The 24,701-nt window shown below is 70.9% G+C and carries 22 protein-coding genes; 7 read left to right on the plus strand and 15 right to left on the minus strand.

The features are described 5' to 3' along the window. Positions 1-84 precede the first annotated feature (84 nt). Positions 85-2,688 carry a D-alanyl-D-alanine carboxypeptidase gene (locus tag ACZ7DL_RS05420; protein ID WP_470771571.1) on the minus strand — a complete coding sequence of 868 codons (2,604 nt, stop codon included), beginning with the start codon at positions 2,686-2,688 and terminating at the stop codon, positions 85-87. Positions 2,689-2,883: 195 nt separating this feature from the next. Here ACZ7DL_RS05420 and ACZ7DL_RS05425 point away from each other — a divergent pair, with 195 nt between their 5' ends. From ACZ7DL_RS05425 to ACZ7DL_RS05435, 3 genes are all read left to right on the plus strand, one after another. After that, positions 2,884-3,639, plus strand: coding sequence for a GOLPH3/VPS74 family protein (locus ACZ7DL_RS05425; RefSeq protein ID WP_470771572.1), 756 nt, complete (start codon positions 2,884-2,886; stop codon positions 3,637-3,639). A 241-nt stretch (positions 3,640-3,880) separates the two neighbouring features. After that, a complete protein-coding gene (locus ACZ7DL_RS05430; protein ID WP_470771573.1) occupies positions 3,881-4,738 on the plus strand; it encodes a helix-turn-helix domain-containing protein in 858 nt (285 codons plus the stop codon). A gap of 189 nt (positions 4,739-4,927) precedes the next feature. Continuing rightward, entirely contained in the window at positions 4,928-5,119 is a 192-nt protein-coding gene (locus ACZ7DL_RS05435; protein ID WP_470771574.1) for a DUF397 domain-containing protein, read from the plus strand. A gap of 99 nt (positions 5,120-5,218) precedes the next feature. Here the strand turns inward: ACZ7DL_RS05435 and ACZ7DL_RS05440 are convergent, their stop codons facing one another. The 4 genes from ACZ7DL_RS05440 to ACZ7DL_RS05455 form a co-directional block, all read right to left on the minus strand. Further along, positions 5,219-6,067 carry a MerR family transcriptional regulator gene (locus ACZ7DL_RS05440; RefSeq protein WP_470771576.1) on the minus strand — a complete coding sequence of 283 codons (849 nt, stop codon included), beginning with the start codon at positions 6,065-6,067 and terminating at the stop codon, positions 5,219-5,221. A gap of 122 nt (positions 6,068-6,189) precedes the next feature. Further along, positions 6,190-6,678, minus strand: coding sequence for a glutathione peroxidase (locus ACZ7DL_RS05445; RefSeq protein ID WP_470771578.1), 489 nt, complete (start codon positions 6,676-6,678; stop codon positions 6,190-6,192). Positions 6,679-6,687: 9 nt separating this feature from the next. After that, positions 6,688-7,518 carry a slipin family protein gene (locus ACZ7DL_RS05450; RefSeq protein ID WP_470771579.1) on the minus strand — a complete coding sequence of 277 codons (831 nt, stop codon included), beginning with the start codon at positions 7,516-7,518 and terminating at the stop codon, positions 6,688-6,690. Between the two features lie 113 nt (positions 7,519-7,631). After that, positions 7,632-8,576 (minus strand): beta-ketoacyl-ACP synthase III, encoded by a 945-nt coding sequence (locus ACZ7DL_RS05455; protein ID WP_470771580.1) that lies wholly within the window; start codon positions 8,574-8,576, stop codon positions 7,632-7,634. Between the two features lie 91 nt (positions 8,577-8,667). Between ACZ7DL_RS05455 and ACZ7DL_RS05460 the strand changes: the two genes are divergently transcribed. Further along, entirely contained in the window at positions 8,668-9,282 is a 615-nt protein-coding gene (locus ACZ7DL_RS05460) for a TetR/AcrR family transcriptional regulator (RefSeq protein WP_470771581.1), read from the plus strand. An 87-nt stretch (positions 9,283-9,369) separates the two neighbouring features. Here ACZ7DL_RS05460 and ACZ7DL_RS05465 read toward each other — a convergent pair whose 3' ends face one another. The 7 genes from ACZ7DL_RS05465 to ACZ7DL_RS05495 form a co-directional block, all read right to left on the minus strand. Then, positions 9,370-10,314: an acyl-ACP desaturase gene (locus tag ACZ7DL_RS05465; protein WP_470771582.1), complete on the minus strand. Its 945-nt coding sequence runs from the start codon at positions 10,312-10,314 to the stop codon at positions 9,370-9,372. A gap of 21 nt (positions 10,315-10,335) precedes the next feature. Then, on the minus strand, positions 10,336-11,514 hold the full coding sequence (locus tag ACZ7DL_RS05470; RefSeq protein WP_470771583.1) for an MFS transporter: 1,179 nt from the start codon (positions 11,512-11,514) through the stop codon (positions 10,336-10,338). Positions 11,515-11,654: 140 nt separating this feature from the next. Beyond that, the gene (locus ACZ7DL_RS05475) at positions 11,655-12,041 is read right to left on the minus strand and encodes a cupin domain-containing protein (protein WP_470771584.1); all 387 of its coding nucleotides are present in this window, start codon (positions 12,039-12,041) and stop codon (positions 11,655-11,657) included. A 79-nt stretch (positions 12,042-12,120) separates the two neighbouring features. Beyond that, positions 12,121-13,137, minus strand: a complete 1,017-nt coding sequence (locus ACZ7DL_RS05480) for a TauD/TfdA family dioxygenase (RefSeq protein WP_470771585.1) — start codon at positions 13,135-13,137, stop codon at positions 12,121-12,123. Between the two features lie 36 nt (positions 13,138-13,173). Continuing rightward, positions 13,174-14,340 (minus strand): LeuA family protein, encoded by a 1,167-nt coding sequence (locus ACZ7DL_RS05485; RefSeq protein WP_470771586.1) that lies wholly within the window; start codon positions 14,338-14,340, stop codon positions 13,174-13,176. 1 nt (position 14,341) lies between these two features. After that, positions 14,342-15,604 (minus strand): pyridoxal phosphate-dependent aminotransferase, encoded by a 1,263-nt coding sequence (locus ACZ7DL_RS05490; protein WP_470771587.1) that lies wholly within the window; start codon positions 15,602-15,604, stop codon positions 14,342-14,344. Next, complete coding sequence (locus ACZ7DL_RS05495) at positions 15,601-16,194, minus strand: cysteine hydrolase family protein (RefSeq protein ID WP_470771588.1); 594 nt, start codon at positions 16,192-16,194, stop codon at positions 15,601-15,603. The genes ACZ7DL_RS05490 and ACZ7DL_RS05495 overlap by 4 nt, the downstream gene beginning before the upstream one ends. A 212-nt stretch (positions 16,195-16,406) precedes the next feature. On the opposite strand from ACZ7DL_RS05495, the gene ACZ7DL_RS05500 reads away from it, so the two are divergent. The 3 genes from ACZ7DL_RS05500 to leuD are packed head-to-tail and all read left to right on the plus strand — an operon-like array spanning position 16,407 to position 20,408. Then, positions 16,407-18,314: an FAD/NAD(P)-binding protein gene (locus ACZ7DL_RS05500; protein ID WP_470771589.1), complete on the plus strand. Its 1,908-nt coding sequence runs from the start codon at positions 16,407-16,409 to the stop codon at positions 18,312-18,314. A gap of 26 nt (positions 18,315-18,340) precedes the next feature. Further along, positions 18,341-19,741, plus strand: a complete 1,401-nt coding sequence (leuC, locus tag ACZ7DL_RS05505; RefSeq protein WP_470771590.1) for a 3-isopropylmalate dehydratase large subunit — start codon at positions 18,341-18,343, stop codon at positions 19,739-19,741. Between the two features lie 10 nt (positions 19,742-19,751). Next, a complete protein-coding gene (leuD, locus tag ACZ7DL_RS05510) occupies positions 19,752-20,408 on the plus strand; it encodes a 3-isopropylmalate dehydratase small subunit (protein ID WP_470771591.1) in 657 nt (218 codons plus the stop codon). Here the strand turns inward: leuD and ACZ7DL_RS05515 are convergent. The 3 genes from ACZ7DL_RS05515 to ACZ7DL_RS05525 form a co-directional block, all read right to left on the minus strand. Further along, on the minus strand, positions 20,338-21,321 hold the full coding sequence (locus ACZ7DL_RS05515) for a LysR family transcriptional regulator (RefSeq protein ID WP_470771592.1): 984 nt from the start codon (positions 21,319-21,321) through the stop codon (positions 20,338-20,340). The two genes, leuD and ACZ7DL_RS05515, sit on opposite strands and share 71 nt — an antisense overlap. A gap of 120 nt (positions 21,322-21,441) precedes the next feature. Further along, positions 21,442-22,179, minus strand: coding sequence for an AfsR/SARP family transcriptional regulator (locus ACZ7DL_RS05520; RefSeq protein ID WP_470771594.1), 738 nt, complete (start codon positions 22,177-22,179; stop codon positions 21,442-21,444). Positions 22,180-22,420: 241 nt separating this feature from the next. Further along, complete coding sequence (locus ACZ7DL_RS05525) at positions 22,421-24,700, minus strand: FAD/NAD(P)-binding protein (RefSeq protein WP_470771596.1); 2,280 nt, start codon at positions 24,698-24,700, stop codon at positions 22,421-22,423. Between the last annotated feature and the right edge of the window lies 1 nt (position 24,701).

Genomic DNA, 24,701 nt, shown 5'->3' on the forward strand with positions numbered 1-24,701 from the left:
GTGACGCTAGCACGCACCCCGCCGCGGGGCTCCCGGGTGGGGGCTCCGTCAGCGGGGTGCGCGGTGGGCCGGCGGCCGGGGTGGTCAGGCCAGACGGGTCAGCTTGGCGCCGAAACCGGGCTCGGCCAGATCCTTCTGGAGGGCGACCGGAACCTTCACCGCACCGGCCGAACCGTCACCCACGGTGAGCGTACCGACCGTGGTACCGGCCTTCGCCGTGTGCGGCACGGTGCCGGAGGCGAAGGACAGCTTCACCTTCAGGCCGGCCCAGCCGACGGCGGTGACGTCCTTGGTGACCACGACCGGGGTGTGGCCGCCGAGCCCGTCGTCCACGTAGCCGACCACGTCGCCCTTCTTCACGATCTTCTGGGAGGTCAGCGCGTCCTGGGCGGCGAGCAGCGCGGTCTGGCTGACCGCGTTGACCGTTTCGAGGATCTTCGGCTTGTGCTGGCCGAGGATCGCGCCGACGATCGTCACCGTCTGCCCGCCCACCTTCTTGCGGGAGGCGAAGAGCAGGTTGCCGCCGGCCGCGGTGGTGCTGCCGGTTTTGATGCCGATCGCCCCGATGTGGTACGGCAGCGTGTTGTAGTTGGGCCAGAACTTGCCGGAGGGGTCGGTCCAGCTGGCCGCGCTGCTGATGGCGACCAGCGCCGGCACCTTGACGAACGCTCGGCCGAGCTTCACCTGGTCCTCGGCGGTGGAGACGGTGGTCTCCTTCAGGCCCGAGGGATCGGTGTACGTGGTGTGGGTCATCCCCAGTTCCCTGGCGGTGGCGTTCATCTTCTTGACGAACGCCGCCTCCGAGCCCACGTCCCAGCGCGCGAGGAGCCGCGCGATGTTGTTGGCGGAGGGGATGAGGACGGCCGACAGGGCCTGCTTCTCGGTGAGGTGGCCACCGGCCTTGACGGTGTTGAGCGTCGACTCGCCGTCCTTGTCGTAGCCGCCCTCCTTCTCCGCCTTGGCGTCGATCTCGATGTTCGGGCCTTCCTGGCCCGGCTTCAGCGGGTGCTCCCGGAGAATGATGTACGCGGTCATGGTCTTGGCGACCGAGCCGATGGCCACGGGGGTCTGCTTGCCGAAGCCGCCCATCGTGCCGATGCCGTCGCCGTCCATCCAGCCCTGGCCCTCGCCCGGCCAGGGCAGGTTCGTCCTGCCGTCGAAGGTGTAGCTGTCCTTCGCGGTCAGCGCGAGGGTGGGGGTCGGCAGCGGGCGGAACGTCTGTACGACCGCGAAGACGATCGCCAGGAGCAGGACCAGAGGGGTCCAGATCTTGATCCGGCGCACGAGCGTGCGGACCGGGGTCTCCGGGGGCGGGGGCGTGTTCGTCAGCTCCGCCAGCAGGTCCAGCGGGGGCTTGGGCGGGAGCGGCTGCTGGGTGGTGCGTTCGGGGCCGATGTGGGGGACGGGGGTGGTGGCGTCGGAGGCCGGGGCCTTTGCGGGGGCCGGGGTCGTTGCCTTGTCGGCCGACTTGTCGGCCGGGCGCATGTCGTCCTTCAGCGCGACGAACTTGCTGGTGCGCTCGGAGTCGGTCTCGGCAGGCTTGGGCTTGCCGCCGAGCTTGAGCATGGTCGTCGGCTGGTCGACGGCGGGCTTCTTGGGCCGTACGGCCTTGAAGACGGTGGTCGCCTGGTCGACCCCACCCGCCTCGGCTCCGCCGGTTGCCTGCGGCGCCTCCGCCTCCGAGTCCGCCTCGGCTTCGCCTTCGGCGTCCGGCTTCCCGCCCGCACCACCCGTGCGGGTCCCGTCGTCGGCTGCGGTTGGCCCCTGTGGGGCGTCCTCGCCGTCGGTGGCCTCCGGCTCGTCGCCGCCCTCCTCCGCCTCGGCTTCGCCTTCACCGGCCTTCGCGTCCGCGTCGGCCCCGGACGTCACGTCCGCATCCGCCTTCGCGTCCGCGCCGGCCTTCGCCTTCGAGCCGGTTTCGGACTTCGCGTCAGCCTTCGTGCTCGTGTCCGCCTTCGCGTCTGCGTCGGTCTCGGACTCCGCGCCCGCCGTCGCGTCCGCGTCCGCCTCGGACTTGGTGTCAGCCTTCGTGTCCGCGTCGGTCTCGGACTCCGCGTCCGCCTTCGCGTCCGCCTGCGACTTGGCCTCCGCGTTCGCGTCCGCGTCTGCGTCGGTCTCGGACTCCGCGCCCGCCTTCACGCCCGCGTCCGCCTTCACGTCCGCGTCCGCCTTCGTGCTCGCGTCGGCCACAGACTCCGCGTTCGCCTTCGCGTCAGCCTCTGCCTTCGCGTCGGTCTCGGACTCCACGTTCGCCTTTGCGTTCGTGTCGGTCTCGGACTTCGCGTCGGCCTTGTCCTCAGCGCTGTCCTCGGCGTCGGCGTCGGCCTTCGAGGGGGCCTTCGGCCGGGCCTCGGTGCTGGGAGGCGTCGTTGCTTCGGGGGCTTTGCCGTCGTCCTCGGTGTTCTCGGGCTTCGGCTCTTCCGAAGGGTTTGCGGTTGTGTCGGGGTGTGGGTCGCGCACCCATGCCGAGACCGCCGCGCGCAGGGCGGTGTCCTCGGAGTGGGAGTCGGCCGGTCGTACCGTCAGGACCTTCGTCGCCGTGTCCGTGGCGCCGCCGTCCGAGGAATCCTTTTCGCGGGCCACGGCGAGACGCGGATCGCGCGCCTCGGGAACCGAACCCGCGCTCCCCGACGTCGGTTCCGCCGACGACTCGCGCTGCTTCGACCTGTCGGGGGACTCGCCCGCCACCGATGCCTCCTCATGCGTCGCACGCTCACGTGTGCGCCCTGTCCGAACCATGTACCAGTGTCCTGTGTGAGGGCTTGGCCCCTGCGGTAGACGAGAACGACATACCTGCCGGTTCCCTCACGAACCGGTCACGCACCCTCGACAGACCAATGTGAGAGGGGTCACCCTGTCATTCATCCACGCGGGGAGGCATGGATGGGCAGGAGCCGCAGAACACTTCCGGAGGAGCTTCTGCTGCTGGCATTGGACCCGGCCACGGGTACCACTGCACAGCCGCAGTCGCTCGACCTCGGTCTGGCCGGTGCACAGCTAGTAGAGCTGGCGCTGGCCGGACGGATAGCCCCAGACGGGGATCGTATCGCCGTGGTGGTACCACGGCCGACAGGAGATCCGACTCTGGACTGCGCGTTGGAGTTGCTGCGAAGGCGTGGCGCTCCCGTGCGTGCCGTCCACTGGATCGGCGGACCCCGGCTGGGGCTCCGTCAGACGTACCTCTCGCATCTGGAGCGGTGCGGCATGGTGCATGCCGTGGCCGGTCAGATGTGCGGGGTGTTGCCGACGACGCGCTATCAGGCGACGGACAACGAGATCAGCCGGGAGATCCGTGCCCGGCTGGATTCCGCGATCCGCACCGGCGTGCCGCCGGACCCGCGGACCGCGGCGCTCGCCGCCCTGGCGCACGCCGTCGGGCTCGGCAAGCACCTGTACCCGGGGAACGAGGGCCGGTCCTCGCGGTCCCGGTTGCGGGATCTGATCCGGCATGACCCGATGGGCGGGCTCGTCGCGCACGCCGTGATGGACGTGCAGAACGGTGCCGTCGCCCAGCCGCGCCGCGGACCGGCCGCAGCCGGCCGGCAGGGCGCGGCCGGAGCCAGGCCCGCGGCGGAACCCGCACGCGGGGTTCCGATGCAGCCGCACCGCGGCTCCATGGCACGCGTCGTGGCCCACTGAGCAAGCCCGGTCCCCACAGAACCGGTTCGGGAGCCGCCGGTCCGAGCGGGGCGGTGAGACCCTGTGTCTCGCCGCCCCGCTCGACTGCGTCCACAGGGCGGCAAATCCAGGGAACAACAGTTCAAGGGGGCGCCGCATATCCCTCGTTTCCCAGCGGTAGAAAGCACCTTGGTGGCAGTCTGCTCAACAGCAGATACGGAAAGTGTCAAGTAACAGGCAGGCAGCCGGAGGTGCACGTCCCGTGGCGTCCAATGTCAATCCCACCGTCAGGCGGCGCCGGCTCGGCCAGGAGCTGCGCAGGCTCCGCGAGCTCAAGGGCATGACGGCCGAAGAGGTGGCGGAGCGGCTGCTCGTGTCGCAGTCGAAGATCAGCCGGCTGGAGAACGGCCGCAGAAGCATCAGCCAGCGCGATGTGCGTGACCTGTGCGGGGTGTACGAGGTCGAGGACCAGCGGATCGTCGACTCGTTGATGGAGATGGCCCGGGATTCCCGGCAGCAGGGGTGGTGGCACACCTTCGGGGACATCCCGTACAGCGTCTACATCGGGCTGGAGACCGACGCCGAGTCGCTGCGGGTGTACGAACCCCAGCTGGTGACCGGCCTGTTGCAGACCCGCGCGTACGCCGAGGCCCTGGTGCAGGGCGCGCTGCCGGAGACGTCGACGGCCGAGATCGAGAAGCGCGTCCAGGTGCGGCTGCGCCGACAGGAACGTATCACCGCCGAGCACAACCCGCTCCGGCTGTGGGTGGTGCTGGACGAGGCCGCCCTGCGCCGGGTGGTCGGCAGCAAGCTGGTGATGCGCGAGCAGCTGGAGCATCTGATCGAGATGTCCCAGCTGCCGCATGTCACCGTGCAGGTGCTGCCCTTCGAGGTGGGCGCGCATCCGGGGCTCAACGGCCAGTACGCGATCCTGGAGTTCGCCGACGCGGCCGACTCCAGCGTGGTGTACCTGGAGGGCGTCACCAGCGACCTGTACCTGGAGAAGGCGCAGGACGTGCAGAAGTACGCCGTGATGTACGAGCATCTGCGGGCACAGTCCCTCAATGTGGAAGCATCCCGGCAATTCATCGCCGATGCGGCGAAAAGGTACGCCGACTGAGGCGGACCCACAGAGGGCGCGGGATCGTACACCGTCGGTCCGCTTCCGTGGAAGGCTCACCTGGAATATGCCATCCGGTTGAGTGAACGACTACTCCAGCAAGCGCAGTTGCCCGGTAGCGTCGATCACGCCAATCAGACGACATGGTTGGCGTGAACCGCACTACTGCAACTCGCAACAGGAGTGGACATGGCACTGATTCAGGGCGCTTCGGAGACGTGGATGAAGTCCTCCTATTCCGCTGGCAACGGCGCCTGCGTCGAGGTCAAGTCGCCCACCGCCGCCGAACTCGCCGTCCGCGACTCCAAGGTCGTCGAGGGCCCGATCCTGGCCTTCCCCGCCGACGCGTGGAACGCCTTCGTGGCCTCGGTCAAGGCGTGAGGGGTTCTCCCTGACGCTGACCGCACAACTGCACAGCACCACCAGGAGAGCCCTCTCGTCCAGTCGCCGTCCTTGCCGAGAGGGCTCGCCCGTGTCCGGCTACCGCACCGGGAACGCCACATCGCACACCGGGTCCTCGGCTCCCGCCGCGTCCCAGTCCGCGAAGTAGATCTCCCGGCAGGGCCCCGCCGGCTCCAGCCCCTCGCGGGCCAGCCACTGCTCCACCGCCTCGAACGCGGCCAGGATCTGCGGGTGCGCCACCTGCGCCTTGGTGATCCGGGTACGGGCCAGCCGGGTCGCCGGCTCCACCCGTACCCGGGTCTCCCGGGCCCGCCCGTGCTCCTGGGCCCAGGCCCGCGCCGCCGCCTCGTCCGCGACCGGCACGCACGACTCGGCGGGCCCGTCGCTCTCCGTCGAGACCTCGGAGTGGTACACCACGAACGGCGCGCCCGTGATGCCCCCGCACTCCCGGGCGGCCGCCTCGAGACGGTCCAGGGACGCGCCGATCCAGGTGGGCAGTTCGTCCGCCAGTGTGTGCCGCGACTCGGTGATCACCACCTGCGCCGGCACCTCCACGGTCTCGACCACGAACTTCTCGTACATCTCGGAGCTCCTCCCCGACAGTCGTCCACGGAGGTACTCGGCGAGGGTGCGCTGCCCGGCAACCCGGGCCTCCACGTCCGCCCAGTAGGCGTCGAGCCGGTCGGCGGCCTCGGCCCCGTCGGCCTCCACCACCTCGGCGATCCGGGCGAGCGGCATGTCCAACTGCCGCAGCATGGCCACAAGCCGGGCCCGTTCGACCTGGTCGACGCGGTAGTAGCGGTAGCCGCTGGGCGCGTCGACACGGGCCGGTGTCAGCAGGCCGAGCCGGTCGTACAGCCGCAGGGCCTTGGCCGACAGCCGGCACCGCGCGGCGAAGGCGCCGATGGTGAGCAACTCCTCGTTCACGATGCCGGCCCCTTTCAACGGCGGCTCGCCTCCGGCTCACTCGCCCCTCCGTCACCGGGCGGTCCGTCCCGCCCGGCACGAAGGACGCTCCTGCCTGCCCCAGGGGCAAGGTCAAGCCGGGCTCAGCCGAGCTGGGCCTCGATCGCGGCGACGACCTCGGCCGACTCCGGCTCGGTCTGCGGCGAGAACCGCGCGACGATCCGCCCGTCCCGGCCGATCAGGAACTTCTCGAAGTTCCAGCGGATGTCCCCGGTGTGCCCCTCGGCATCGGCGAAGCCGACCAGCCGCTCGTACAGCGGGTGCCGTCCCGCGCCGTTCACCTCCACCTTCTCGGTGAGCGGGAAGGTCACGCCGTACGTCGCCGAGCAGAACTCGGCGATCTCCTCGGCGGTGCCGGGCTCCTGCCCGAGGAACTGGTTGCAGGGCACGCCGAGCACGGTGAAGCCCTGCTCGGCGTACCGCTCCTGGAGCTTTTCGAGCCCCGAGTACTGCGGGGTCAGGCCGCACTTGGAGGCCACGTTCACGATGAGGACCGCCTTGCCGGCGTACCGGGCCAGGTCGGCGGGGCCGCCGGTGAGGGCGTTGATCTCGACATTCAGCACGTTGGTCATGAGCGGATGCTATGCGCTCCGGTCTTCGCTCTCGGGTGCGGGAGCCGGGGTCTGCCGAGGCACGTCCAGGTCGGCGCCGATCTTCTGCGCGGCCCGGTCGAAGTAGCGGAGCAGCTCGACGGGGAACGGCATCACCAGGGTCGAGTTCTTCTCGGCGGCCACCTCCACGACGGTCTGGAGGAGGCGGAGCTGCATGGCTTCCGGGGTGTCGGACATGATCCGCGACGCGTTGGCGAGCTGCTGGGCGGCCTGGAACTCGCCGTCGGCGGTGATGACCCGGGCCCGCCGCTCCCGCTCGGCCTCGGCCTGGCGCGACATGGACCGCTTCAGCGACTCGGGGAGCTGTACGTCCTTGATCTCGACCCGGTCGATGTGGACGCCCCAGCCGGCGGCCGGGCTGTCGATCATCAGCGCGAGCCCCTCGTGCAGCCGCTCCCGGTCGCTCAGCAGGTCGTCCAGGTCGCTCTTGCCGATGATGGAGCGCAGGGAGGACTGGGCGACCTGGCCGACGGCGAAGACGTAGTCCTGCACCTCGATGGCCGCGCGCACCGGGTCGGTGACCCGGAAGTAGACGACGGCGTCGACCTTCACCGACACGTTGTCCCGGGTGATGCCCTCCTGGGTGGGCACCGGCATGGTCACGACCTGCACGTTCACCTTGCGCATCCGGTCGGCGAACGGGATGAGGAAGGTGATGCCCGGCTGCCGGTAGCTGGGCAGCGCCTTCCCCCACCGGAAGACGACCCCGCGCTCCACCTGGTTGACGACCCGCATACCGCTCTTCAGCACGAGCAGCAGAAGAACGATCACAGCCACCACTGCGACGACGGTGCCTTCCATGGCACTCCCCTCTCCGACGCGTTCCGGACAACGGGGAGGACACCGCGCGCAGGCCCGGCGGATCCGGCCCCGGCGTCAGGGAAGCGTAAAGAAAACGCCGGGGTCGGCCGGGGTCAGGGGCAGGTGACGACCTGGCCGGCCCAGGACAGGCCGCCGCCGAAGGCGAGGAGGAGGACCGGCGCGCCCGAGGGGATGGCGTTCCGCTCGGTCAGCTTGGACAGGGCGAGCGGGACGGAGGCGGCGGAGGTGTTGCCGGAGTCGGTGACGTCCTGGGCGATCACGACGTCCTCGCGCAGTTCGAGCTGGCGGATCACGGCCTCGATGATGCGCAGGTTGGCCTGGTGCGTGACGACGGCGGCGAGATCGGCCGGGGTCAGGCCGGCGCGCTCGCAGGCTTCCCTGGCGATGGCGGGGAGCTGGCTCGTCGCCCAGCGGAAGACGGCCTGGCCCTCCTGCTCGAAGTGCGGGTGCCAGTCGTCGACCAGCCGGACGGCGTCGCTGCGGGTCGGGTCGGAACCCCAGGCGACCGGCCCGATGCCCTCGCCGTCGGACGCGCTGAGCACGGCGGCGCCGGCGCCGTCGCCGAGCAGGACGCAGGTGCTGCGGTCGCTCCAGTCGGTGACGTCGGACATCTTCTCGGCGCCGATGACCAGCGCGTGGCGGGCAGCCCCGGCGCGCAGCGCGTGGTCCGCGCAGGCGAGGGCGGTGCAGAAGCCGGCGCAGGCGTTGTTCAGGTCGAAGGCGACCGGGGAGGGGATGCCGAGCCGGGCCGCGACCTGGGCCGCCGTCGAGGGGCTGCGGTCGATCGAGGTGCAGGTCGCCACGGTGACCAGGCCGATGTCGGCGGGCTCGAGGCCGGAGGAGGCCAGGGCCTTGCTCGCGGCGGTCGCCGCCATGTCGGTCACCGACTCGTCGTCGGCGGCGATGTGGCGCGTGGCGATTCCGGTGCGGCGGCGGATCCACTCGTCGCTGGTCTCGACCATGGAGGCCAGGTCGTCATTGGTGAGGATCCGGGCCGGCTGGTAGTGGCCCAGGGCTGCGATGTGGCTTCCCTGCACGGCTGATCTCCTTGGCTTGGCAGCAGTGCCCGGAATATAGCAACCGACCGATCGGAAGTTAAATGCGCGGGTGGCTCGCTAGGATGGCGCCATGAGCCCACGCAACTCCGTCGCCGAAGCCCGCAGGACCCGCCACCGCATCGTGGAACGCGGCATGGTGATCGCTTCGGTCGACGGCCTCCAAGGGCTGAGCATCGGGCGTCTCGCCACTGACCTGGGGATGAGCAAGGCCGGGGTGCTCGGTCACTTCGGCACCAAGGAGGGGCTTCAGCTGGCCACCCTGGAGCGCGCCTCGGAGGTCTTCTCCCGGGCGGTGTGGGAGCCCGCACAGAGCGAGAAGCCGGGCCTGCCCCGGCTGTGGGCCGTCTGCGAAGCCTGGATCGCCTATCTCGTCACGGAACGCGACACGTTCCCCGGCGGCTGCCTCTTCACGACCGCCTCCGTCGAGTTCGACGCCCGCGGCGGCCTCCTGCACGACCGGGTGGCCCAGCTCTTCCGGGTGTGGCGGCGCCGGCTCGCCCGTGACGTGAGCATCGCCGTGGCCGCGGGCGAGCTGCCGGCCGACACGGAACCGGAGCAGGTGGCCTACGAACTCGTCGGTCTCTACATGGCCCTGAACCAGGAGATCCAGCTCTTCGCCGCGCCCGGAGCGCCCCAGCGCACCCGCCGGGCCCTGCAGCGGCTGCTCGGACCGGCACCGTCCTGACGGAACCCGGCGCACACACGAGCGGACCCCGGCCGACGGCCGGGGTCCGCTCGTGTCGCCGTGTCGTCGCCGTCCTGGGGAACCGCCCTAGGGAACCGGTTGCCCGCCGGCCCGCCTCCGGGCCTGCCAGGCGGCCGCGACCTCGTCGAAGCGGGAGGCGGCGGCGTCCAGTTCCGCCAGGTGACGGCCCAGCTCGTCCTGGGCCTCGGCGCCCTCGGGGCCCAGCCCGCCGACGTCGAGAACGCCCAGCGTGCGCAGGACCGGCATGACAACGTCGTCACGATGGATCCGCGGGTTGTAGACACCCGCCAGCGCCATCTTCCGGGACGCCTGGGCGAAGCCGGGAATGGTGTGGCCCGGCATCCGGAAGGAGGTGACGACGTCCCTGAACGCCACCACGGTCCGGTCCGCGGACACCTCCAGCGAGGCGCCCAGCAGGTTCCGGTAGAAGAGCATGTGCAGGTTCTCGTCCTTGGCGATGCGCGCCATCATCTGTTCGCACACCGGGTCACCGGCGAGCTTGCCGGTGTTGCGGTGCGAGATCCGCGTGGCCAGCTCCTGCACGGTCAGGAAGACCATGGAGTGCAGGATGCTCGCGCTCGCGTCGGTGACGTGCCCCTTGGACACCTGCGTCATCCGCAGGCGTTCCAGCTCGACCGGGTCCACCGCCCGGCTGGTGAGCAGGTAGTCGCGGATGGCGATGGAGTGCCGGCCCTCCTCGGCGGTCCACCGGTGCAGCCACTCGCCCCAGGTGCCCTCCAGACCGAACAGCTCGGCCCGGGAGTGGTGGTAGCTGGGCAGGTTGTCCTCGGTCAGCAGGTTGACGACCAGCGAGGTGCGGGCGATCTCCGAGAGCTGCGACTGCTCCGGTGCCCATTCCTCGCCGCCGAGTACGCCGTTGAAGTCGCGGCCCCGGCCCCAGGGCACGTACTCGTGCGGCATCCATTCCTGTGCCGTTGCCAGATGGCGGTTGATCTCCGCGGTGACGGCGTCTTCCAGCGTGTGCAGAAGCCAGGTGTCCTCGCGCTCCATGCCGTCTCCTCTCCGCCTCGGTCAGGACGCCCGGTTCGGCTTGCCACCGCCCGGGGCGAGGGGCACCGCGAGCAGCGACGCCGCGGCGACCAGGGACCACACCACGGTCCAGGAGGTGGCCGAGAGGACGGCGGGGATGATCAGCGGCGTGACGAACGCGCCGGCGAAGGCGGTCGTGTTCTCCATGCCGAGCGCGGCACCGGCGCGCTGCGCCCCGGCCATCGAGGCGATCTCCGTGTACGCGACCCCGTGCCAGGCGTTCGCGAGCATGCCGCCGACCGCGAGGGCCGCGGCCACCAGGAAGACGGGCCCGTGGCTGAGCGCGGCCGCACCGGCCATGGCGACACCGGAGACGGCGCCGACCGCGCGGACGTAGGCACGGCGGTTGCCGTTGCGGTCGGTGTAGCGGCCGGACCAGACACGGATGGCCGCGCCGCCGATCTGGACCGCCAGGATCGTCACACTGCCGACGACCAGGCCCGCGTCCTTCGCGTCGTGCAAGAAGATGCCCGCGAAGGAGAGCACCGCGATCTGCGGCATGGTCAGCAGCGCGCTGGCCAGCGCCAGCCGCCAGCAGTCCCACCGCTTCAGCGGCGAGACGGTCTGAGCCGCGTCCGCGCTCGCCGCCCCGGCGGCGGCCGGCTTCACCGTGGCCTCCGGCTCGTGCAGCCAGCGCCAGGCCGCGGCGGCCGTCACGAAGCAGAACGCGGTGAGCGTGGCGAACACCGCGCGGAAGCCCACCGAGGTGGCCAGCCAGGGCAGCAGGGCCGCGCCGATGGCGCCGCCCGCCGGGATCGCGGTCTGCCGGATGCTCATGGCGAAACCGCGTTCCCGGTCGTGGAACCACAGCATCACGGCCCGGCCCGACGAGCCGTTCACGCTGCCGCCCAGCAGGCCGACGAACAGCATGCAGACGGCGAGCAGGACGGCCGACGGCACCGTGCCCCCGGACGGCACGACGAGCGCAGCCATCAGGGCCAGGACCGAGCCGGTCGACAGCAGCCCGGTCAGGAGGATCTTGCGGTCTCCGTACCGGTCCGTCAGCAGACCCCAGACGATCTCGGACATCGCGACGCCCAGCAGCACCGCGCCGAGCACGAAACCGAGTTCACTCGTGCTCAGGTGGTACTCGGAGCGCATGACCGTACCGGTGACCGGGATGCCGGCGAAGGCAGCGGAGAAGCTGGCCTGCGCGGCCACCCCGATCCCCAGGATGGTCCACCGGTGACGCGGGCCGTACGAACGGACCGCCTGTTGAGGGGGGAGAGTGGACGAGGGCGAGGTCGACACAGGTGTTCCTACGAAGCGTTGGGGGGAAGAAGGGGGAACGCAGGCGTGGGTCAGATCGGCTGGACCGGCTGCTCCCAGACGACCAGCGCCAGGCAGCCCTTGGGGCTGCGCGGGGTGTGCACGCTGTCCGGCTCCATGCTCAGCAGGCTGCCGGCCGGGTGCACCCCGGCCTCCGTCTCCAGTTCGCCGTCGAGCACGTAGATGAGCTCGTAGCCGGGGTGGCGGTGCGTCTTGGCCGCGGCCCCGGGCAGGTAGCGGACCACGGCGGCGGCCGGACCGCCCTCGCCGGTCTGCTCCGGGCCGTAGAGCCGGTGGATCTCGGCGTTGGTACGCCCGTCCGCGGTCAGCGGCTGGAAGTCGAGGTCCGCAACCCCGAACTCACCGGACGCCAGCTTGGCGAAGAGCAGGGGCAGGTTTTCGGACTGGACAGCAGACATGTCGGCGCCTCTCAGGGGTCCGGCCGCAGCCGGAGGCAGGGGTGACTGAGGAAGAGTGGGGGGGAAGGCGGGCGGAGCGTCAGGTGCCGTCGCCGACCCGGCCCGGCACGCCGTTGATCCACCGGTCCGCGTACCGGTCGGCGGCGGCCTGGTCCCGGAAGGCGTAGGTCTTCAGCAGCCAGCGCTGCCGGGCCCGCTCCGGGTCGTTGATCTCCATCTTGTCCCGGCTGTGCAGACCGTCCTGGTTGGCGAAGGTGAACAGGTCGCCGGTCTGGATCCGGTGCCGGGTCTTGTTGGCCCGCACCAGCGCGTTCTTCAGGGCGAGCAGCGCGTCCTTGGCCTCGGGCGGGGCCGTCTCGGTCACCGTGGTGGTGGTGTCGAGGTAGCGGAAGCTGTGCTCGTTCTCCAGGATCGCGTGGTCCTCGGAGACGCTGAGCGCGCCGTTGTTGTCGCGGGAGAACACGTCGTACGGCGTGATGAAGTACGGCTTGCGCAGCACCGCCTGCTGCTCCTCGGTGAGGTGCGCCAGCAGGTCCCGGCCGTCCACGAAACCGGTGTAGATGTAGTCGGCGCCGTCGGGGCACCGCATGCCGAGCAGGCAGATGAAGTCGGCCCGCACCGGGTGCGCCGTCCGGTCGTTGTGGTAGACCAGCTCGCTGTCGCTGAAGCCGGTCTGCATCCCGCTGTACTTGTTGATCGCGATGACGTCCACGAAGAACGCCCCGTTGAACCGGGTGCCGTAGGACAGCAGCGGGGTCTCGACGAGCCGGCCGAACAGGGCCAGGAACGCCTCACCGATGAAGGTGTGCTTCTTGGCGTGCTTGTCCGCGATCGGGTCGTCCAGGTCGAGCAGCGGGATGTCCTCGTCCAGCGGGCAGTTGCGCAGCACGTGGGCCTGAACGCCGCCCGCCGCGCGCTCGTCGCGGATGCGCCGGCACAGCTCCACGAAGTACGCGGGCACCTCGCCGCTGTCGGCCAGGTCGGCTATCGCGGCGCTGAACGCGGAGTGGTCCTCGTAAGGGTTCTTCGTGACGCCGCGCAGCAGCTCGCGCAGCGCGTCCCGCTCGGTGTCGGTGAAGGTGTAAACAGGTTCCACGGTGGTGGTCCTCAATCTGGTGCTTCGGTCGGGCCCTCAGGCCGCGGCGACGGCGGACCCGGGGACGAGTTCGGCGGCGAGCCGGGCCTTGACGACCGCGAGGTCTTCGCAGTCGCCGCCGGTCCGCTCCGCGATGTGTACGCGGTACAGCTCGTTCAGCTCGGCGTCGGTGACGGTGACGCCCAGCTCGTCCAGCAGATGGCGCAGGACGGTGCGCCCCGAGTGGCGGCCGACGAGCACGCTGCGCTCCCGGCCGAACCGCGCGGGCTCGACGTACTCGTAGGTGGCGGGGTTGCGCAGGATGCCCTGCTGGTGGATGCCGGCGGCCGTGCCGAAGGCGTACGTGCCGAAGATCGCCTTGTTGCGCGGCTCCTCCAGCCGGATGATCCGGCGCAGGCCGGTGTAGACCTCGTACATGCGGTCCAGACGGATCTCGCTGTACAGGCCGGTGACGTCCTGCTTGTACGCCAGCAGCGCGGCGATCTCCTCCAGCGCCGTGTTCCCGGCGCGTTCGCCGATGCCGCCGAGCGTGGCCTGCACCTCGTCGGCGCCGGCCACGAGCCCGGCCAGCGCGTTCGCGGTGGACAGGCCGAAGTCCTCGTGGCAGTGGGTGGCGATGCGCACCGGGGACGGGGCCCAGGCGCGGAACTTGGTGATGAGACCGGCGTACTCCTCCGGGGTCAGCGCGCCGGAGGTGTCGGCGACCACGAAGCAGTTCGCGCCGGCCTCGACGGAGCGCTCCGTCAGCTCGCGCAGCAGGTCCTCCTCGCCGCGGCTGGCGTCCTCGATGCCGACGGAGACGTCCTCGACGCCGAGCGAGCGGGCGAAGGCGATCGCCTCCAGTACCTCGGCCAGACCCTGGGCGCGGGTGATGCGCCGCTTGTGCTCCAGGTGGATGTCGCTGCCGGTCGCGGCGATCTGCACCTGGTGACGGGCGGTGCCGCCGGCCTCCACGGCCGTCTCGATGTCCTTCGGGACGGCCCGGCAGAACGTGGTGAAGCCGGCCGTGGTGAGGTGCTGGGAGATCAGCCGGGTCGCCTCGAAGTCGCTGGGCGAGGAGGCCGGGAACCCGGTCTCGATACGGTCCACGCCCAGGGACTCGATACCCAGCGCGAGTTCGAGTTTGTCCTTGGGGCCCATGGCGTTGGCCGGGGCCTGTTCACCGTCGCGGAGCGAGGTGTCGAAGAAGGAAACACGGCGCATGTCAGCTCGGCTTTCTACGGCAGCAGGTGATGAATGGGGCGACCGGTTCGGCGGTGGCCGTGACTGCCGCGCCGGCGTACCCGTTGGCACGCCGGGCGAGCGCGTCACCCATCCTGTCGAGCGCCTGGTCGATGACGTCCCGGGACGTGGCATAGGAGAGCCGGACATGCCCCTCGCCGCCGGGACCGAACGCGCTGCCCGGGGTCACCGCGACGCGGGCCTCGTCCAGCAGCCATGCGGCGAACTCCGCCGAGGTGGCGAAGCCGGTGCCGCGGATGTCGGGGAAGACGTAGAAACTGCCCTCGGGCCGGGCGCACTCCACGCCGGGCAGTCGGTTCAGGCCGGCCACGATGAGATCCCGGCGGGCGGCGTACTCGCGCGTCATCGCCGCGACCTCGTCCTGCGGACCGGTCAGGGCCGCGAGGCCGCCGTGCTGGATGAAGGTGCCCGCGCAGCCCACCGAGTGCTGCTGCGCCTTGAGGACCTCGCGGACGAGGTCGTCGGGCCCGGCGACGTAGCCGAGCCGCCAGCCCGTCATGGCGTGGGCCTTGGAGAACCCGTTGACCGTCAGCGTCCGCTCGGCGCAGCCCGGGAGCGAGGCCAGGCTGACGTGCCGGGCACCGTCGTAGATGATCTTCTCGTAGATCTCGTCCGCGATCACCAGCAGGTCGTGCTCCTGCACGAAGGCGGAGACGGCCTCGGCCTCCTCGTGGCTCAGCGCGCGCCCGGTCGGGTTGTTGGGCGTGTTGAGGAGCAGCACCCTGGAACGCGGTGTGACGTGCCGCTCCAGCGCCTCGCGGGTGATGCGGAAGCCGGTGCCCGGATCGAGCGGTGCGGAGACGGGCTCGGCACCGATCAGATGGGCCATGGAGGCGTAGCTGACCCAGCTCGGAGTGGGAATGATGACTTCGTCACCCGGTTCGAGCAGCGCCATCAGCGAAATGAACAGGGCGTGCTTCGCCGACGGCGTGACGATGATTTCCTTGTCCCGCCGGGCGACGATCCCGTTCTCCCGCTCCAGCTTCTCCGAAATGGCGGTGAGCAGTTCGGGAAGGCCCCGGCTGGGCGCGTAGTGGGTGTGCCCTTCACGCAGCGCGTCGGACGCGGCCTCGACGACATGGGCCGGGGTGTCGAAGTCCGGTTCGCCGCCGCCGAGATCGAGAACGTCGATTCCCTCGGCGCGCATCGCGTGCACGCGTTCCAGAACGGCGAAGGTGGCGGACGGCTGAATGCGGGAGAAACGGCTCGCGGCGCGCGTCCTCATCCGGTGCTCTCCAGTCCGAACGCCTCGGTGACCGAGGTGATCCGGGCGGTGCGGCCGATCACCTTCAGCGCCGCCGCGTGCATCTCGTCGCCGTCGGCCGCGGTGGCGTCCTCCAGCACCTCGACCGTGTAGTCCCGGTCGTGGCCGTCACGCGCGGTCGCGAGGATCACCATGTCGGTGGAGACGCCGGTGAGCAGCAGTGTGTCGACGCCGAGCGCGCGCAGCGTCAGGTCGAGACCGGTGCCGTAGAAGGGGCTGATGCGGTGCTTGGCGATGACGGGCTCGCCGTCGACCGGCTTGACCGCGTCGTGCGGCTCGGTGGCCCAGGTGCCGAGCAGGATCCGGCCGTCCTCCTTGGCGCTGCGGAAGACATCGGACGAGGCCGGCCACTCCGGGTATCCCGCGCTGAATCCCACGACGACGTGAATCACCGGAATGTCTCGGGCCCGCGCCGTCTCCAGCGCGACTGCCGCGCGTTCCAGGACGCCGCGCTCGGCGACCTGACGGGCATAGCCCTCACGGCCGTATCTGCCGTCGGGGTGAACAATGTCGTTAATGAGATCCAGCATCAGCAGTGCCGGCTTTCCCACCACAGCTCCTCAGCTCCTTGGCTCCATGTGCCGCACCCAGACGGCCAATTCACCCGACCATGGCGCCGAAGGGCCGGTCAACCGCGATGAGAGCTGTTCATCTCGCCATGAGCGCTTTTGTTCGACTGCCGCTTTTTCGGCTCCGTGCCCATAAATTGACCGCGATTGCCGCACATCCGGTACGTCGGCACTTCCGAAAGGACGGACGCCAGGTGCACGACCGCAGGCCTTCCGGCCGGTTCCCTCACCGCATCGCCGTGATCGGCAGCGGGCCACGCGGCCTGAGCGTCGTCGAACGTCTCGCCGCTCGCCTGCTGGACGACCCGCCGGTGGTGCCGGTGGACATCCACCTCATCGACCCGGTGGAGGTCGGCACCGGCCGTGTGTGGCGCACCGATCAGCCGATGTGGTTCCTGATGAACACGATCGCCGGTGAGGTGTCCGCTTTCTCCGGCCGGCCGGACGGCGGCCCGATGCGGCCCGGTGCCGGACCGTCGCTCGCCGAGTGGTGGCAGACGGTCGACCCCGAGCGGGCGGACCCGCTCGGCTACGCGCCGCGTGCCGTGTACGGCCACTACATGCAGTACGTCCTGAGCACGGTCGAGGCCCATCTGCCCGAGCGGGTGCGGCTGCACCGCACGCAGGCCGAGGTGACGGACCTGGAGCCCGGCTCCGACGGCTACCGCCTCACCTTCGCCGACGGCCGCACGCTGACCGCCGACCGGGTGGTCATCACCACCGGCCACACCCGGCCGGAGCTCTCCCCGGACCAGCAGCGCCTCGCCGACTTCGCCGCCGCCCACCCGGGCCTGCGCTACTACCGCGGCGACTCCGCCGCCGACATGGCGCTGGACGACATCCCGGCCGGCTCCACGGTGGGGATCCTGGGCCTCGGCCTGTCCTTCTACGACGTGATGGCGGCGCTGACGGAAGGCCGCGGCGGACGCTACGAGCCCGGCCCGGACGGCGCGCTGCGGTACGTGCCGAGCGGACGCGAACCGCTGCTGGTGGCGGGCTCGCGCAGCTCCATGCCGCTGCCCGGTCGCGGCCGCCACCAGAAGGACATCAACTTCCGTTACATCACCCGGCTGTTCACGACCGAGCGAATACGCCGCTCCGGCGCTCCGGTGCGCTTCAAGACCGAGGCGTGGCCCTGGCTGCGCGCCGAGATGGATCTGGTCTACTACGCGACCGGGTTGCGCCGTGACGCGGGCGAGGCCGCGGCCGAGGCGTTCACCGCGGACGTCGTCGCCGCCGCGGAGGCCGGCGTGCCGGACGTGCGCGCCCTGGCCGCGCGGCACGGCGGCGACACCCTGCCGCCGCTGGACATCGACGCCCTGGCCCGGCCGTTCGCCGGCCGTGACTACCCCGACCCGGCGGCCTTCACGGCCGAGGTCCTCGACGCCGTCCGCGCCGACCTGGAGCACGCGGAGGAGGGCAACGTCGACTCGCCGCTCAAGGCGGCCCTGGACGTGCTGCGCGACACCCGCGCCGTCATCCGCGATCTGGTCGACTTCGGCGGGCTCGCCCCGGACTCCCACCGGGGCGAGTTCCTCGAGTGGTTCGTGCCGCGCACCTCGTTCCTGGCCGCGGGGCCGCCGCGGATCAGGCTGCGCCAGGTGATCGCGCTGATCGAGGCCGGCGTGCTCCGGCTGGCGGGCCCGGAGACCCGCTACGAGATCGATCCGGAGCAGGGCACGTTCGCCGTCTCCTCGCCGTGGGTGCGGGGTTCGAAGACGGCCGCCACCGCGGTGGTCGACGCCCGCATCCCGACCCCGGCGCTGCACCGCGACCCCGCTCCGCTGACCCGTGCGCTCATCGCGCGCGGCGTGCTGACCAGTTACGTCAACGACAGCGGCCCGGACGCCTTCGACACCGGCGGTGTCGCCGTGACGCACAGCCCCTACCACCCCGTGGGCAGCACCGGCCGGCCGGACGACGGGCTGTACGTGCTGGGCATCCCGACCGAGCACACCCGCTGGTTCATGCAGGGCGGCAGCAGCCGCCCCGGATTCTGGACCGACTTCATCCGGGACGCCGACGCGATCGCCGGGGACGCGCTGGAGCCGGTGGCCGAGGCCACCCGCGCCGCCCTCCTGCCGGCCGCCGCCTCGGCCTGATCCCGCCCCTCGTGAAAGACACCCACATGCCCTCGACCATGGCCCGCAAGATCTGGCGCGAGCACACCGTGCGCACCAGCAGTTCGGGCGAGGACCTCCTCTACGTCGACCTCCAGCTGCTGCACGAGGTCAACACCCCGCAGGCCTTCGACCGGCTGCGAGCGGCCGGCCGTACGGTCCGCAGGCCGGAGCTGACGCTGGGCACGGAGGACCACAACACCCCGACGATCGACATCCGGCGCCGGATCGCGGACCCGTCCGGCCGCCGCCAGTCCGAGCTGATGCGCGCCAACTGCGGCGAGTTCGGCATTCCGCTGCACCGCCTCGGCGACCCCGGGCAGGGCATCGTCCATGTGATCGCGCCGGAACAGGGCCTGGTGCGGCCCGGCATGACCGTCGTGTGCTGCGACTCCCACACCACCACGCTGGGCGCCTTCGGGGCCCTGGCCTTCGGTATCGGGGCCAGCCAGGTCGAGCACGTCCTGGCCACCCAGACGCTGCCGATGCGCCCGCTGAAGGACCTGTCCGTCACGGTGCGCGGGACGCTGCCCGCCGGCGTGACCGCCAAGGACCTGGTGCTGGCGCTCATCGCGCGGATCGGGACCTCCGGCGGCCAGGGGCACGCCATCGAGTACCGGGGCGAGGCCGTCGAGGCCCTGTCCATGGAAGCCCGGATGACGCTGTGCAACATGTCGGTGGAGGCGGGATCGCGTGCCGGGCTCGTCGCCCCGGACGCCACCACCTTCGCCTACCTGCGCGACCGTCCCGGCATGCCCACCGGCGCCGACTGGGACGAGGAGGTCGCGTACTGGACCTCGCTGCGCACGGACGCGGACGCGGTGTTCGACAAGGAGGTGACCCTCGACGGCAGCGCGCTGACCCCGTACGTCTCCTGGGGCACGAACCCGGCGCAGAGCGTCGCGCTCGACCAGCACGTGCCCGCCGCCGCCGACTTCGACACCGCCGAGGAACGCGCCGCGGCGACCCGGGCGCTGGACTACATGGACCTCAAGCCCGGTACGGCGATGCGCGACATCGCCGTCGACACGGTGTTCCTCGGTTCCTGCACCAACAGCCGCATCGAGGACCTGCGCGCGGCGGCCGAGGTGCTGGCCGGGCGGCGCGTCGCCGACGGCGTCCACATGATCATCGTGCCGGGGTCGGCCGCGGTGCGCCGGCAGGCGGTCGAGGAGGGGCTGGACGCGGTGTTCGCCGCGGCCGGCGCCGACTTCCGGGCCGGGGCGGGCTGCTCGATGTGCGCCGCGCTCAACGAGGACCGGCTGCGGCCGGGGCAGCGCGCCGCGTCCACCAACAACCGCAACTTCGAGGGACGCCAGGGCAAGGGATCCAGGACGCACATCGTCTCCCCGCCCGTCGCCGCGGCCACCGCCGTGGCCGGCCGCCTCGCCGCCCCCGCCGATCTGTGAGGTACCCGACGTGACCGACACAAGGAAGTTCACCGTCCACACCGGTACGGCCGTACCCCTGCGCCGTACCGACGTCGACACCGACCAGATCATCCCGGTCCGCTTCTGCGCCAGCACCACCCGGGACGGCCACGCCGACGCGCTCTTCGCCGACTGGCGCGACGACCCCGGTTTCGTCCTCAACCAGCCGGAGCGGGCGGGCGCGACGGTGCTGATCGCGGGGAACGACTTCGGGACCGGCTCGTCCCGGGAGTACGCGGTCTGGGCGCTGCAGGACTACGGGTTCCGGGTGGTGATCGCCCCGCGGTTCGGCGACATCTTCCGTGGCAACTCCCTGATGAACGGCCTGCTGACCATCACCCTGCCCGCGTCGGTGGTGACGCAGCTGTGGGAGGCGACCGAGAGCGACCCGGCCGTCCCCGTCGTGGTGGACCTGGAACGCAAGGAAGTCCGGTGCGCCGGCCTGGTGGCACCGTTCGACCTGGACGACGACATCCGCACCCGGCTGCTGCTCGGCCTGGACCCCATCGCCGCGACCCTGCGCTACGAGGACGAGATCGCCGCCTACGAGCGGCGCCGCCGGGGGCGGCTGCCGCTCACTCGGCCTCGGCCAGAACCGCAGGCCGCGGTGGCCGGCGCGATGGCGCCGCCAGCCCGCCCGGCATGACGGTGAGGGGCACCGCCGAGGGCCGGGGCACCGGGGCCTGCCATTCGCACTGATGGAGGGAGCTCTTGAGCAGTTCGATGAACTCCTCCGCGTACGGGTTGGCCTCGCCCGCCTTGCTCACCGACACGAGCTGGTCGGCGGGCATGACCGGGATCAGGGGAAGCGCGCGCAGCCGGGGGGCCTTGACCGGCATGGCGATGCCGGGCAGCACGGTCAGGCCGTGGCCGTTGGCCGACAGCGTCATCAAGGTCCCCAGGTCGTCCACGCGGAAACCGATGCGCGCGGTCACCCCGTGGCTTTGCAGGAAGGAGACCAGCTCGCGCTCCGGTGCCTCGCCCGGCATCAGCAGCGACTCGCCCGCCAGTTGCCGTACATGGACGGTCGTGCCGGCGTTCAGCGGATGGCCGGCGGGCAGGATGACGTGCATGGTGTCGCGCAAGATCGTTTCCGCGGGGAGCCCGCTGCCGGCGAGCGTGCCGATGCCGACGTCCACGAGGCCGCGCCGCAGCCAGTCCTCGACGTCGGTGCAGGGGCCCACGCGGACGTCCAGGGCCATGTCGGGGTAGCGGATGCGCAGATCGCTCAGCAGCCGGGGCAGCGCGCGTTTGCCGAAGCTGCGGCCGACACCGACGCGCAGCCGAGGCTTGGCGATGCTCACCACGCGGGCGCTGACCGAGGCGATCTCCTGCGCATGTTTGAGCATGATCCGGGCACTCTGCAGGACACGGCGGCCGGCCGGGGTGAGGGTGATCCGGCCATGCTCACGGTTGAGGAGCTCGGTCCCGAGCTCCTTCTCCAGGGCAGCGATGGCGTGACTGACGGCGGACTGGCTGACGCCGATGAGCTTTGCGGCGCCGGTGAACGTGCCGGCGTCGGCCACCGACACGAAAGCTCGGCATTGGGAGAGTTTCATTCTGTGTTTTCCACTCCGGCGCTACTGGGCTGTGCGCCTCATGCGTCGCATCCGTCACTGAGACGGACTCTTAGTGTCTTGCTTGGAGGCACTGCGAGGGACGGTCGTGGTTGTGCAGAATTAAAAGGCGTAGGCGACAGCCTTGTCGGCCTGCGGTTCCAGCCAGGAGTCACGCACGAGAATGGACCGCTGAATCTGCTGAAGGCGCCGGGCCGGCTCGATCCCCAGCTCCTCGACCAGAAGGGTGCGAATCTGGTCGAACGCCCGCAGGGCGTCGGCCGTGCGGCCGCTGCGGTAGAGCGCGATCATGAGGTAGCCGTAGAGCGATTCCCAGGTGGGGTGGGATTCGATCAGCGAGTAGAGCTCGCTGATCAGCGCCTGGTGACGGCCCAGGTCCAGTTCGAGCTGGAGGCGGCGCTCGTGCGCGTAGACGCGCTTCTCGTCGAGCAGGCGGCCGATGCCCTCGAAGGCGGGCAGGTCGCGGAAGCCTTCCAGCGCCGGTCCGCGCCAGAGACTCACGGCGGCGCTCAGTGCGTCGGAGGCTGCTTCGAGTTCGCCACGCTTTTGCAGGTCACAGGCGTTGGCGAGGTGCGCCTCGAAGAGGTTGAGGTCGAGGCTGGAGTGGTCGAGCCGCAGTTCGTAACCGGTCGGCCGGGTGGTCAGGACGGCGGCGTCCAGGCCGAGTTCGCGAAAGCGGCTGCGCAGGTTGCAGATATAGACGTGGAGTGCGGTGGACGCGCTCTGCGGTGGCGTGCCCGCCCAGATGGCGTTGATGAGCCTTTCCGGGGAGACCACCGCGGTGTTGTGACAGCACAGATAGCTCAGTAGAGCCCGGATTTTCGGCGCCCAGGGGCTCACGCTTTCCCCGCTGGTCTTCTCTATTTCGAGTGGACCTAGAATACGAAAAAGCATGCCCATGGTTTCCCCCCATTTTGGTTTGTCGCGGTGAAAACTGCATACTGAAGCGCCGTGACCGTTTCATGATCAACGAAACGGTGCCTGGACGTCAAGGCACTTGAGCATGACTTGATGTTACCGGAGAGTAAGCGCGACAAGTCGAGACAACGGGGGGCGTGCACGGCTTTGTCTCACTCGTACTTCATGATTCAACCTGTGCGGATTCTATGACAGGACTTTCAGAGAGGGAAGGGTGGAATCGGCCAATTTCACCGCCACACGCAAGTCTCGCCCAAAATCCTTCGAGCCACACCAGCACATCCCGCATGACGTAGTGGTCGGCGTCCGGGCGCAGCGCCGACAGCAGGAACGAGCGCGCCCCCTCGGCCGGGGCCCCCAGGACCGTGAGGCGGGACTCGACCGTGCCGTCGGCGCGCAGCGGGGAGAAGTCCGCGGTCAGCTCCAGGCCGCCGGGCACGAAGTCGGCGGCGTCCCCGGCGGCGTGATTGCGCCACATCCGCACCAGCCCGCGGTCCAGCAGATTGCGGTACAGGGGCCGGACGTCGGCACGCGGATCGAAGGCGTGCATCCGCGCCTCGACCACCACGTCCAGGGCGCGGCACGCACCGGTGTGCGGCCCCTCCACGACCGTACGGCCGCTGCTCGCGTCGTAGCGCACCCGGGCGTCCGGGCCGGTCCCCGCGTCCAGCAGGCCGTGCTCGATCAGCGCGACGATCTTCGCCATCACCTCCGGCGCCGCCCCGTTGGCCAGCCGGTTGTGGTGGCCGGTGTGCCGGCGCAGGAACGTCCGCTGTGAATCCGCGGTCACCCCGGCGTCGTCCACCGCGTACGAGATCACCGACCGCAGGTCGCGCCAGACCCCGTCGGACGCCGCCTTGTGTGGGTTGTCCAGATTGCCCTGCCGGGCCCAGGCCTGGTCGCGGGCCATGAACCGCAGCAGTTCCTCCCGGTACTTCTCGGGGGAGCCCGCCGGGCCGACCGGGCGCACGGCCGTGTGCCAGTCGAACTGGTTCCCCTCCAGGGAGGTGTCCAGGGACCACGGAGAGGTACGCCCGTCCAGGACGCAGACCGGCGGCAGCGAGCGGTCCAGGCAGCTGCGCACCTCGTACTGCGCCGGCGCCCCGTACACCGTCCGCACCCAGTGCAGCAGCACCTCGCGCACCGGCCACACGACCGTCTTCTGGGCCTCGAACAGGGCCTGTTCGCCCCGCAGCACCGGCCCCAGAGTGCGCGCCAGCTCCGCCACCGCGGCCTCCAGCGCGGGCAGCAGACCGTCCTCGCCGCCGGGCCGCGCACCGGCCAGGAAGGCCACGTACGAGGGCATCGCCCGCTGGGTCAGCAGCAGTGCGGCACCCGGCCCGAACAGCGTCGTGTAGTGCAGGTGGGCCATCTCCAGCACCACCAGCGGCAGTACGTCCCGGTCGAAGTCGAGCTGCGCCCGGACCCGGTCCGCGGTGGGGTACGGCCGGCCGCCGGTCGCCCGGAGGAGGTCCACCGCCTCCTTCGTGAGGAAGGTGCCGGGGTGGTCGCCGGAACCGTCGCCCGGCTTGCGGTTGTCGGGCCGCGCGAAGGTGAACAGGCCGGAGCCGCTGAAGGCGACGATCGCGGCGGGCTCGGTGCCGCTCGCCCGGTACTGAAGGCCCCGCCCGGGCACCTCGTGGAACGAGCCGCCCCGGCCCTCCGTCAGATGCAGGACGGCGTCCATCGCGGTCAGCCCCATGCCGGCCAGCCCCACCACGGTCCCCGGTCCGGCCACGTCCGCACCGAGCACCTGGTCCAGCGGGTACGGGTGCGGCAGGTGCACGGCGCCGCCCAGGGCCGCCGCCTCGGCCAGCCGGGCTCCCTCCGGTGACAGCCGCGGATCGTGGTGCGAGTGCCCGGTGAGCAGCAGCACCTCGTCGACCGGACAACCGGTGCCCTGTGCCGTGACCACCCGCAGCCCGTCACCGCAGGGCTCGATGTCCACGACCTCCTCCCGGTGCAGATGCAGCTCCGCACCGGGGTGCCGGCGCAAATCCTCCGCGAAGGCCCGGAACATGTCGCTCAGCGCCAGGCCGTGCACGTACCGGCGCGGCCAGTCCTCCGGCCTGAGGTCGAAGTCCGGGTCCCCGGTCTCGGCGAACCGGCGGCGGCACCACTCGTGCAGGGTCGGCCGCTCCTCCCGCGGGCGCAGCGGCCCCGCGCCCGACACGGTCTCGTCGGCGGCGAAGCTGACCTGACAGCCGATGCGGTTGAGGTAACTGGTGCGGGTCTGCCCGGGGCTGTGCGCCTGGCCCGCACCGAAGTCCCCGGTGCGTTCGAAGACATGCACCTCGAGCCCACGTCCCCCGAGCCGCTCGAGCGTCGCCGACAGCCGTTCGACGGCGTACGTCGCCCGGGGGCCGCCGCCGATCAGGGCGAGCCGGTAGGGGCGCGCCCCGGCCGTGGTCGGGTGCGTCGGGCCGGCCTGTGCGGTGGTCACC

The sequence above is a fragment of the Streptomyces sp. NPDC036984 genome (assembly GCF_055607665.1).